The organism is Lysobacter sp. TAB13, from assembly GCF_052113885.1.
GTDB lineage: Bacteria > Pseudomonadota > Gammaproteobacteria > Xanthomonadales > Xanthomonadaceae > Lysobacter > Lysobacter gummosus.
Genome location: NZ_JBFRDR010000010.1, coordinates 24861 through 36607, shown reverse-complemented (window position 1 = coordinate 36607; position 11747 = coordinate 24861). Strand labels below are relative to the sequence as shown.

The window sequence follows — 11747 nt, the reverse complement described above, 5'->3', positions numbered from 1 at the left end:
CTTTGTCCTTTCCATGAAGTTTCGGGTTGGCCTGGCGACAGGCGTCGATCGTCGCTGCGCGACAATTCGCAATGGAGACTGCACGGCTCGCCGTTCCGGGCAGCGAGCCGGTTTCGAATGCTTATTCGGATAGCGGTCCGCGGACCCCATGCGCACTGCGGCCGATAGCGCCGATGCAGCGGCGATGGCATGCACGGCCGGTGCGGTTGTGCTGCGCGAAGCCTCCAGGGCTGATGCGCTGTGTGTTTGTCTCTAATCAACGCGCAAGCATCCGGCTAACGGTCATGCGGCGTGTCGCGCGCGACGGTCGGACAGCGCGTTGTGCTCACCGATGTTCACGGCATCCTGGCGGCGATCCAACCGACATCGGATCCCGCTTCATGGCGTGGCCCCTGCGGATCACGGCTTGCGTTATGCCTTGCCGCGCGGTGGCGGCTCGTATCGCTCTTGCGTCAGCTCGTGTGGCCCAGGGCTGCGCAAGCCGCGACTATCGCCAACCAATATTGCACCTCACAGCACACCGACTTCACAGTACACCGACTTCGCCGGTCCGGTGCGCAGACGATCGCGATTGTTGTATCGTTCCACGACCTTCCAGGGACGGGGACGGAATCGATGGCGTTCGACCAGGACACCCGCATCTGGGACGATTTCCTTCAGGCTTGGCCCATCGAGCGCCTGCGCGCGATGACTTTGCCCGAGTACACCACCGCCGGCGACAAGAACAGTTTCGTCTACTGGATGGAAAGCCGGCTGGACGGCCTGGGAAGCATCTGGGGCGGGTCGGCGTTCAAGTTCGGTATTTACTCTCGCGTCGCCGCCACCGCTACCGCCGACACTGCGGCCGACGACGATCTTTCGCGCGCATACGACGGCCAGTACGGCTGGTATCGCAAGTTCGGCCAGACCGCGGCCGAGGCGTTCGAGGCGGTCAAGCGCGAAGTGATTGAAGTGGCCACGGCCGCGCGCGACGACCGGCTCGAGGACATCGACGCCAGCCCGTTGGGCGAGGCGTACCGCTGGAAAATCGCCTTTCACTATCAGTCCCGACAGTCGCCGCAGATCGTCTGCGTTTACTTGCGCAAGCCGTTGCTGGGATTTCTCGACCTGCCGGCGAACAGCCGACGCGAATTGCCGCAAAGCCGGCTGTATCGCGACATCGCCGCGCGCCGGCCGCAGTCCGAGTCCATCGTCGCCTTCAGTCATCGCCTGTGGCGGGAGTGGGCGCGCAACAATCCCTACGCGATTAAGCTCACCGATGGCGCGGTGCGCAACGGCTACCTGACCCTCAATCTGGTGTCGGCGCCGTTTCCCGAAAACATGCGTGGTGGCTTCAGCGACGCCGAGCAAGGCGAAGTCGCGCGCTTCCGCACCGATACCGGATTCGAGTTCGAGTCTGACATCCGCGCGTCAAGCGACACCCGCGGCCGCCTGCGCAAGCGCTTGAATCGTTATTTTTCCGACGCAGACATCAAGGCCGGCGACATTGTCCACATTTCGCCGGAAGCCGAAGGGCGCTACCTGATTTCGCGTCAGCTCCCCGCCGTGTCGCCTGTCCGCAACCGAGTCGCCGAGCCGCCTTTCGAAAGGACCCTGATCATGAGCAAGCCGCCCCTCAATCAGATTCTGTTTGGCCCGCCGGGCACGGGCAAGACCTATCACGCGATCGACAAGGCACTGGAAATTCTCGCTCCGGACCTGTTGGCCCAACATGGCGCCGACCCAGGCGGGCGCGTGGTCTTGAAAAAGCGTTTCGACGAATTGGTCCACGACAAGCTGGTGCAGTTCGTGACCTTCCATCAAAGCTTCAGCTACGAGGATTTCGTCGAAGGAATCCGCGCGCATGCGCCGGTCGATGGCGGCGCCCTGCGCTATGAAGTGGACGATGGCGTATTCAAATCGATCTGCGCGGCGGCCGCCGGCGCGAAGATAGCCAAGAAAGCGCAGGCGCCGTTCGACCTTTCCGGCAAGCGCATCTGGAAGATGTCGCTCGGCAACAGCCGGGGTAGCGATTCGTACATTTACGAGGAATGCATCAAGAACGGCATTGCTCTGCTGGGTTACGGCGACGGCATCAACTTCAGCGGCTGCACTACCCGGGCCGAGGTCTATCAGCGCTTCTTACGCGAAGGCCAGAAGGTGGAGTCCGGCGATTACGCCGTGACCGCGGTGGCAACGTTCCTGCTGCGGATCAAGCAGGGCGACTTGTTGGTCGTCAGCGACGGCCTGCAGAAGTTCCGCGCCATCGGTGAGGTTACTGGCGATTACCGCCCGGTTCCGCGAGAGGGCGACGAGTACACGCAATGCCGCGCGATCCGCTGGCTGCGCGTCTACGAGCCATCCTTGCCGCTCGATCAGCTGATGCACAATCAGTTCAGCCAGATGACGATCTACCAGTTGCACGACGGCTCAATCGACCGCGACAAGCTGGAGCAACTGCTGGGGCTGCAGGGAGAAGCGCAGCCCGGCGCGCGGCCGCACGTGCTGATCATCGATGAGATCAATCGCGGAAATATCTCGCGTATTTTCGGCGAGCTGATCACCTTGATCGAGCCGTCCAAGCGCGTCGGCGAGGACGAGGCGCTGGAGGTCATCCTTCCCTATTCGAAGGAGAGATTCGGGGTTCCGGGTAACGTCCATTTGATCGGAACGATGAACACCGCCGATCGTTCCCTGACCGGGCTGGACATCGCCCTGCGGCGCCGCTTCGAGTTCTTCGAGATGCCGTCGCGACCCGAGTTGCTGTCTGCGATCGTCGTGGATGCTGTCAATATCGGCGAGATGCTCGCAGTCATGAACCGGCGCATCGAGGTTCTGCTCGATCGCGACCATCACCTGGGGCATGCGTATTTCATGGCGCTCGACAAAGAGCGCAGCCTGTCGCGTCTGGCTGCCGTGTTCCGCAATCAGATTCTACCGCTGCTGCAGGAATACTTCTTCGAGGACTGGGAACGAATCCGCTGGGTGCTCAACGATCAGAACAAGGCTGAAGGGCATCGTTTCATCATCGAGCCCAAGCGGTCGATCGAAGGCCTGTTCGGCAGCACGACCGATTTGCCGCTTGAAAACCGGATCTGGCAGGTCGATGCGGACGCGTTCGCTCAGGTCGAAAGTTATCGCGGCATTATCGCAGTCTGACCATGGCCGCTCTGGTCACTGTCCGCGAGTACGCGCGTCTGACCACCGGCGCGGCCGCTGGTTCCCTGGACGAAGCCGCCGTTCCCGTCGCTGTCTTCGACTGGCTGTGCGCGGAGAGCGAACGCCTGCGCGCATCCGGCGCGGCACTGGTGCAGCTCGAGGGTCGGCGTTGGCTGCGATTGGACAATTATGTCGGTGTGATCGAGGCGCCGTGCGGGACCCGCATCGAGATATTGCCCAAGCATGTTGACGGCCAGGATGGGCAAGCCGTCGCTGCCGCCCGCAATCTGCTGTGCAAGATGCTGTCGCGCTGCCTCAACCTGAGCCCGCGCGAAAGCGCCTCGACGCATTTGCGTACCTTCGACGCGCCGCTGACCGAATGGGTGATGCGTCAGTTTCTCGAAGGCCTTGATCGTCTGGTCAAGCGCGGCATACGCTTCGATTACTGCGCCGTGCGCGAGCAACAGCGCTATCTGCGCGGTCGGCTGGATGTTACGCGGCAGCTGCGGCAACCGCCCGGACGCGAGCATCTGTTCCAGATCGAGCACGACATATTCGACTGCGACCGAGCGGAAAACCGCTTGCTACGCAGCGCGCTCGATCGGGTCTGCAAGCTGACCGGCGACCCGCGCAATTGGCGCTTGTCGCGGGAACTCGCCAGTTATCTATCGCAGGTGCCGGCCAGCGCCGACCACGGCGCGGATTTTCGCGACTGGCGCGACGATCGCTTGATGGCTCACTACCGGCCGTTGAAGCCCTGGTGCAGCCTGATTCTCGGCGGCCACAGTCCGCTTGCCGTCGCCGGAGCATGGCGCGGCCTGAGTTTGCTGTTCCCGATGGAACGGGTGTTCGAGCGTTATGTCGAGGCTTGTCTGCGACGCCAGTTGCCCGACACCGTGGTCAAGCCCGGCGCGTCCTCGCGTTACCTGTGCCGCCACCGCGAACGCGACTGGTTCCAGCTCAAGCCCGATTTCCTGCTGTCGCGCCGCGATCGAAGCTGGGTGCTTGATACCAAATGGAAACGGCTGGACATCTCGCGCGGTATGGCCGGCGACAAGTACGGGCTGGCGCAATCGGACTTCTATCAGCTCTTCGCCTATGGCCGGCACTATCTGGACGATAGCGGGGAACTGTTTCTGGTCTATCCGAAAACCGCCGGCTTTCACGCGCCGCTGGATGAGTTCGTCTACTCCGACAGTCTGCGCTTGCGGGTGCTGCCGTTCGATCTGGAACGCGACATCGTGGTCGGCCTGGACGAACGCTTGTCGTAGCGCCCTTGCTCGCGCTTGCCTGGCAGACCAGGCCGCCGCCGGGTCGGTCCGGGCCGAAGTCCCGGGGGCCACCATCGGTGGCTCTGCAGACCTAGGGGTTCACCGCGCCGACGAGCCCCGCCCGTGCCGGCCGCTTCGTAGCGGGTATGCCCGGGCAAACCCTCCCGCCTCATCGTCCGAATCCCTTCGGTTGGTGTTTCCCCGTCCGCCCCGCGCCACAAATGCCCAATGGCCGATAGACCCATCACGCCCTCCTGGCTAGTATCGGCCGGACCATCCGAGGGCCTCCCCATGAAGTTCCCAATCGCCACCCCGTTGGCGGTGCTCTGCGCCGCCGTCCTTTCGATGCCGGCCATCGCTGCCAAGCCGGCCAAAGCCCCGAAGGCGCCGAAAGCGCCCGTCTTCGACACCAAGCGCCTGTCGGAGGAAGTGAAGGTGCTGTCCTCCGACGAGTTCGAGGGCCGCGGCCCGGCCACCGCCGGCGAGACCAAGACCATCGACTACGTCGTCGCCCAGCTCAAGGCGGCCGGCGTCCAGCCCGGCGGCGAGCTCAAGGACGGCAAGCGCCTGTGGACCCAGCCGGTGCCGCTGCTGCGCGCGGAAATCGCCGGCACGCCTAGCTTGTCGGTGTCGGTGAAGAAGAAAGCCCGCGCCCTGACCCAGGGCAACGAGATCGCCGTGCGCGCCGCGCTCGACGGCTCCACCAACGTCGCCATCAAGAACGCCCCGCTGGTGTTCGCCGGCTACGGCATCACCGCGCCCGAGCGCCAGTGGGACGACTTCAAGAACGTCGATCTGAAAGGCAAGATCGCCATCGTCCTGATCAACGACCCGGACTTCGAATCCGGCCAGGGCGACTTCGGCGGCAAGGCCATGACCTACTACGGCCGCTGGACCTACAAGTTCGAAGAAGCCGCGCGCCGCGGCGCGGTCGGCCTGCTGATCGTGCACGAGACCGATCCGGCCTCCTACGGCTGGGCCACGGTCAAGAACTCCAACACCAACACCATGTTCGACGTGGTCCGCGACAAGCCCGGCGCCTCGCACCCGACCATGGAAGGCTGGATCCAGCGCGACTTCGCCGTGAGCCTGCTCAAGAGCGCCGGCCTGGACTTCGACAAGCTCAAGAAGCAGGCGCAGACCCGCGAGTTCAAGCCGGTCACGCTGAAGAACGTCACTCTCTCGGCCAACTACGTCGTCGACAGCGCGGTGATCACCTCGCAGAACATCGTCGGCCGCATCGAAGGCAGCAAGAAGCCCGATGAGACCGTCATCTACAGCGCCCATTGGGATCACCTGGGCGTCGGCCAGCCCGATGCGAAGGGCGACAAGATCTACAACGGCGCGGTGGACAACGCCACCGGCACCGCGGCACTGATCGAAATCGGCCGCGCCTTCGCCAAGGGCAAGAAGCCGCAGCGCTCGGTGGTGCTGCTCAACGTCACCGCGGAAGAAAAGGGCCTGCTGGGTTCGGAGTACTACTCCGCGCGTCCGCTGTACCCGCTGAGCAAGACCGTCGCCGTCATCAACATGGACGCGCTCGACCCGACCGGCCCGTCGCGCGACTTCACCACCTCCGGCAGCGCCAAGCAGGAACTGCTGGACGAGCTGATCGCCACCGGCCAGCGCTGGAACCTCAACTACGTCACCGACCCGAAGCCGGAAGCCGGCCACTTCTTCCGCTCCGATCACTTCCCCTTCGCCAAGCGCGGCGTCCCGGCGATCTCGTTCGGCTCGGGCGAAGACAAGGTCGATGGCGGCGTAGCCGCGGGCAAGGCCGAGCAAGAGGCCTACACCCGCGATCGTTACCACCAGCCCGCCGACCAGTGGGAGTCCACCTGGACCTTCGCCGGCATGGCGCGCGACTTGCAGGTGCTCTACACCCTGGGCAACGATCTGGCCAACTCGAACCGCTGGCCGAACTGGAGCCAGGATTCGGAGTTCCGCGCGGCGCGCGACGCCACCGCGGCCGAGCGCGGCGCCAAGTAACACGGTTCAATCGCGCCGGCCGATGCCGGCGCGATGCTGGACGTCGCGGCCGCGCCGGAGCTCGCCTCCGCGCGGCCGCGTTCGTTTCCGCCCGCAAGGGCGACACCCCGCCACGGACAGGCCCCCGAAATGACCGCGCAAACGCCCCACGTCCTGCTCAACGAATGCGAGGCCCTCGACTTCGACGGCCTGCACCTGCGCAACGTCCTGCTGTGCGACCCCGACGCGCCCCGGCAATGGGGCGATCTCTACCGCCCGCACGCCCAGGCCACGCCCGACCGGCGCTTCCTGTGCTCGGCGCTGTGGGCCGGCTACCGCTGCGTGTATCGGGTGGACGCCGACGCGCGGATCTCGCTGGTCGCCTTCGACTACCCCTTCCACAAAGACCGCCCCGCCGACATCGTCAACGAAGCGATGCCGGGCGACTTCTGGCTGTGCATGAGCGAACGCTTCGGCGGCCCCGGCGCCTACGTCCCGGTGAAAGACGGCCAGGTGCAACCGCGCGATCACTGGCTGTTCGAACTCGAACGCGGCCACCGCTACGTGCTGGGCCGCGACCTGAAACCCGGCGAATGGCCGCCGCCGTTGCCGAGCCGGCACGAACTCGCCGAACGCTCGCAAACCTGCAGCCTGCTGGTGCGCGCCGTCGGCGGCCTGCTATTGGCCGAACACAAGCTCTACGTCGACCGCACCATCGCCCGCACCCCGAGCTACCTCGCCGACCACGCCCCCGCCAACGCCGTATACGTCCGTTTGTCCGCCGGCTCGCACACAGTGACCTTGCGCGAATGGGACCCGGAGAAGCCGGATCGGATGGAGTCGGCGACGGTGGGGTTCGATCTGGATTCGGGGGAGGGGGTGGAGATTGTCGCCAGTCAGGCGGAGGGGCGGTTGTGTTTGGAGTTTGTTACTTCGGCTTGATTGAGAGTTGCCAAGTGGGCGCCCAAATAATTGGGCCACCCAATCGAATCTAAGTAAGAGACTTTCAGCTTCGCGCAACACATAGTGTTGCGGCGATGGCATGGTGAAAAATGAGTCAAGTGCTCCGGTGTGAAACAAACGAAAAGAATGCTCGGCCTTTTTGGGGAGGGATTCTATTCATCGTGGTTGATGAAAATTAACGTTTGGATCCTTCGCGCAGCGCGTTAAGCCACCCTGTTACGTGGGTGCCATCGTTGAAGCGATCTGTGAAAAGCAGTCTCACGTCATTTATGACTTTTGCCCAGTCTTGGTAGCTGTTTTCGAGAATCTGTTCTCCAGTCTGCAAATCCTGAATCTTTGCTTCGGTAGCTGAGCACCAGTGTAGAAATTGCAGCCACGAAAGCTTCAGCCATGGCTTGCCTGTGCCCGATCTCAATATTGCAAGGATCTCGGCGCTTACCGGGTTGTCAGCTAAGTTTATGGCGGAGTGCCATCCTTCTCTATCAAGTCGTAGGGCTTCCTGGTCACGAGTTAAGGTAAGAAGTTTTTCATCGTTCCAGTAAGAAATGATTCGACCTTCTGTTTCTTCTTCAGCCCATCGTGAGGGGGAGAATCTTCTCACGTTCATGTATTTTCCAGAGGAAATATCTGCAGCCCCTGCTGACTTCCATAGGACAAGGTCGTGAGCGCAAAAAGATACTTGCACTCTCATGTGCTTACTTAGTAATCGAATGAAATAAACAGCCGCTGCGAGTGCCGATTGATCTCTTAACGGCTGACGTTGTGGAATGTCATCAACTAGGAAAGTTAGATAAATTCGGTCGCATTTCGAGCTGCTGAGAATTGAAGCGATTTCGGCAGGTCTGTTGTCATTCGAAAGATCGTATAGCGGAATGACTACGGTCAGAAGCGTGTCGATTCCATTAGCGGCTGCGAGTCTGCGTGCGTTGTCAGCAATGTCAACGATAAAGCGATAGTACTCATTCGAGTATTTTCTATCCAAGAATGCTGGGGAGCAAATTGCATTTGCGCCGATTGTGCTGGCCTCCTCTACTATTTCTATGGCTCTATTGTTCCACCAGCTTATGTCGCTCTTGTCGGCAGTCTCGAAATCAGATGTGCAGAACTTCCATTCGCTGAGTTTGCCTTTCTGGCTGGCGGGGTTGTAAAGCTGAGGGTCGAGAATGACCTCATACCTTTGCCGCGCGCCTTTTAGCCGCTTCAGACGATCATTCGTGTAGGCAGGGCCATCATTGACAGGGCTCAGTACTATGCCTGCGTAGTTTTCTCCGATGCTCTCTTCAAGTAAGTTCCAAGAATCGTGCCCAAGCTGTAGATACATGGCCATCTAGATGTCCTTATATGGATAGCGCAGAAATTAAATCTTGTGGCCGTCGATATCTTGCTATTGGCCAGGGTGAGAGTGCGTTTACTAGTGCGGAAAACTGTAAGTCGCAAAGTGCCTTCTGGTTTTCTGGCGGTAGCGCGTGCCTGGAGCCAACGGAGATGATTGCTTCCTGGATGCTTCCACCAGTTCTCATGAATGGGTGGTGTCCTAGCAAGCATTCAGCGAGCACCACTGCAAGTCCGAATTGATCTGTGCGCCAATCAATCAGCTGCTTTTCATTGTTTAGCTGTTCGGGCGCTGCGTAAGCTGGCGTGCCCGGCCCAAATCCAACGAAATCTCTTGTTAAAGAGGGCTGATCCAATACTCGGACCACGCCAAAGTCTGTCAGGATCGGGGTCTGACCATCAGACGCAAAAAGAATATTTGCTGGTTTAATGTCTCGATGAACAAGTCGGCGATCATTGAGATGGTCAAGCACGTCGGCTAGGCACAATCCGATGTAACGTACTTCATCTGGCGATATCGAACGGGTTAATAGCTTCGCCTCTAGAGTTCCGCCAGGGATAAGATTCTCAATAGTGACCCACATGGTGCGGCCTTGACTTTCAAGTGGAAATGCAGAAAGTAAAGTCGCAATGTTCTTGTGGGCGCAACCAATTAACGCTTCTGTTTCACGTATTAGTCTGTCTACACTGCCGGAAACGAGCGCAATTTTAAGGGCCAGCTCTTGTTCTTGAGATTTGACAAGGAATGCGCTTTTAAAAGAGCCCTTGCCCAAATCACCTAGAAATTCAAATGCTCGCTGCGCGCATATCTCGACAGCGACTTTCTTCATGTCGATGTCGTTGTTCATTCGCAAGCTCGTTGAAGTGCATAAGAGCTCTTCGTCGAATCCATGCCAAAAGAGGCTCCTGCTCTGATGCCTCTATTAGTATGGTTATGCGCTTCCCGTCGAAGCTGCATAGGCCGATCCCCCTGTACTCAAATTCTTCTTTGCTGCGCAGTGCGCGATGCGAAATGCTATGAGGCAGTAGAACGTAAGCTCGATTCGCGTATGCGGTATTTCGGTAGGCCTGATGATAAGCCTTTTTCCAATGAGTTAGCTTCGCCTCAAACGCAATTAGTGACTTGGACCGGTCAAGTGCAAGGACATCTACAAGTCCGGATGCGTGATCCCACTCGGTCGTCACTTTAACGCTCCCAAACTGTGAGCGTTTCTTGCTCAATATATGCACAAATTTTTCCACGAGTTCCGCTTCCGACTGAAACTCGGAGGGTCGGGTTATCTTCGTGGTTTGTGTAGGCATAGGGGCGTGTTGGGCTGGTTTGAGGGGTATGAAAGCATAGTGTCGCGCTAAGGTGCCGTAAGACGCTATTCAAGCCCAAAATGGGTTATTCCGTTTCGGGCTTTAGGCTTTTGAGGTGCCGACAGTCCTCAACAAGCCCGAATACCTGCATCTGCGCCAGTTGTTGGTAGAGGCTCGTGAGCGCGCGGGTCTTACTCAGACCCAGGTTGCCGAGAAGTTGCACCGAGCACAATCGTTCGTCTCTAAGTACGAGCTGGGCGAACGTAGGTTGGACGTCATCGACTTCATGCTTGTGTGCGCTTGCCTCGATGTCGACCCAGGCGATGTGATCCGACAGGTCGCTAAGTCCCGCAAATAATCACCTGTGCACCCTCAGTCCACTCTCAGTGTGGATCGCTGCTTCTTTCTTCCTGCGCATATCCCAAAATGGGTTGAAGTACCCCAAAACGGGATGTAAGGTCTCCAGTGATCTCTACTTAGATCACTACGAAGAGCCAGATCAACGTTCGGAAGGAGCCGCGTATGTCAGTCGTCGCATCGCAAGCGTCACCCACTACACTGATTCAACGTTTCGTGTTCGCCGCAACCGAAGCCGATCTAGCATCTGCCCGGCACTGGGCCGAAACGCTCGGCGTTCCCTTGGCCTACCTCTATGCTGACAACGCCGATCTGGCCGAGGTGATCCTTGCTTTCGGCCTGTTGCCTGAGACCGAGCAGCGTCGCCTCGCGGCTGAATTGAAGGTGCGGGTAAGTCCGCCGACCGCTCGTGTCCGATCCGCACGCGGTACAGGCACCACACGTCGCACAGCCTGATGCGGTCATCAGTTCGAAAGACCTTGCAGCCACAAGCGGAGCTTTTAGTTGCGACGCTGCCGGTTTGCGCCGTTGTTGAATCAGGTGACGGCAGGGCGACGTGTTTGACCTGTATCGCGTTACACGGAACTTCGATGCACACGATGTGCGCATGCGATACGTAATATTTCATTTACATTCAACAGATGCTTACGTAGCGGCCAGGGGCAGCGTAAGGTTGCCTCTGGTGCCATAGGAGAAAGTGCATGGTCCGCTTGGAGAAGCACTCGATTCAATCGAGGCCCGTGATGCATTGGAGCGTGTTTTGTCCATTCACTGCTCTGGTTGCGATTTGCTTGCTGGGATGCAACGGCAATGCGGTAGGAAACGCCGTCTCCAATGAGGCAGCATCCAGCACGGCACCCAGCGGAATTACTGATTCTTCGCTGGTGCCGGCCGCGACCGCGGTTGCTTGTCCATCTGCGGATTTCAAAGGGTTCCTCAAGGCATTCGCTAACGACGCGAACCTTCAGGATGCGTTCTCATCCAAGCCGGTCAAGCACAAGTATCCGTACTACTGGAAGCACAATAGCCAACCGGGCGATCCGGCTAATCCCAAGTGGGTGATCGACGATGAGCCCGGTCCGGCGAGAGTGAGGTATCGATATGACGCTGCCACGGATAAGTTCGTGTGGGTGGGAAAGAAGCTCAAGCAGGGACAACACTGGACCAGCATCGATATCGACGAGAAGCCGACGTCTTATGCGCAGCTGCGTAACTTCCGGATTCATCGGGTCTCCGATGCTCAGTACGACGTTGAGTACGACAAGGGCGGTATCGATACCTACGAATTGAAATCGGGGTGCTGGCACTTCAGCCAACACTGGGAACTTGAGTCGATCGTCGATTGCAAATGGCCTGATGAGTGCCGCAAGCAACGCGAGTACGAGGCTCCACCTAAGTAATGTTGTTTTTGTGAAG

The 11747-nt window shown here is 59.6% G+C and carries 9 protein-coding genes; 7 read left to right on the top strand and 2 right to left on the bottom strand.

Features of this window, described 5'->3' with window-relative positions; translation table 11 throughout:
• The first annotated feature begins 615 nt into the window (after positions 1 to 615).
• The 4 genes from AB4Y92_RS13560 (at position 616) to AB4Y92_RS13545 (ending at position 7319) form a co-directional block, all read left to right on the top strand.
• Entirely contained in the window at positions 616 to 3138 is a 2523-nt protein-coding gene (locus AB4Y92_RS13560) for an AAA family ATPase (RefSeq protein ID WP_441820135.1), read from the top strand.
• A gap of 2 nt (positions 3139 to 3140) precedes the next feature.
• A complete protein-coding gene (locus AB4Y92_RS13555; protein WP_441820134.1) occupies positions 3141 to 4409 on the top strand; it encodes an McrC family protein in 1269 nt (422 codons plus the stop codon).
• Positions 4410 to 4754: 345 nt separating this feature from the next.
• Positions 4755 to 6398 (top strand): M28 family metallopeptidase, encoded by a 1644-nt coding sequence (locus AB4Y92_RS13550; protein ID WP_441820255.1) that lies wholly within the window; start codon positions 4755 to 4757, stop codon positions 6396 to 6398.
• A 129-nt stretch (positions 6399 to 6527) separates the two neighbouring features.
• The gene (locus AB4Y92_RS13545; protein WP_441820133.1) at positions 6528 to 7319 is read left to right on the top strand and encodes a hypothetical protein; all 792 of its coding nucleotides are present in this window, start codon (positions 6528 to 6530) and stop codon (positions 7317 to 7319) included.
• A 196-nt stretch (positions 7320 to 7515) separates the two neighbouring features.
• Here the strand turns inward: AB4Y92_RS13545 and AB4Y92_RS13540 are convergent, their stop codons facing one another.
• Positions 7516 to 8667, bottom strand: a complete 1152-nt coding sequence (locus AB4Y92_RS13540; RefSeq protein ID WP_441820132.1) for a hypothetical protein — start codon at positions 8665 to 8667, stop codon at positions 7516 to 7518.
• A gap of 10 nt (positions 8668 to 8677) precedes the next feature.
• Positions 8678 to 9520 carry a serine/threonine protein kinase gene (locus tag AB4Y92_RS13535; protein WP_441820131.1) on the bottom strand — a complete coding sequence of 281 codons (843 nt, stop codon included), beginning with the start codon at positions 9518 to 9520 and terminating at the stop codon, positions 8678 to 8680.
• Positions 9521 to 10089: 569 nt separating this feature from the next.
• Here AB4Y92_RS13535 and AB4Y92_RS13530 point away from each other — a divergent pair.
• From AB4Y92_RS13530 to AB4Y92_RS13520, 3 genes are all read left to right on the top strand, one after another.
• Positions 10090 to 10332, top strand: coding sequence for a helix-turn-helix domain-containing protein (locus tag AB4Y92_RS13530; protein ID WP_441820130.1), 243 nt, complete (start codon positions 10090 to 10092; stop codon positions 10330 to 10332).
• 164 nt (positions 10333 to 10496) lie between these two features.
• Positions 10497 to 10787, top strand: a complete 291-nt coding sequence (locus AB4Y92_RS13525; protein WP_441820129.1) for a hypothetical protein — start codon at positions 10497 to 10499, stop codon at positions 10785 to 10787.
• Positions 10788 to 11032: 245 nt separating this feature from the next.
• Entirely contained in the window at positions 11033 to 11731 is a 699-nt protein-coding gene (locus AB4Y92_RS13520) for a hypothetical protein (RefSeq protein WP_441820128.1), read from the top strand.
• The last annotated feature ends 16 nt before the right edge of the window (positions 11732 to 11747 follow it).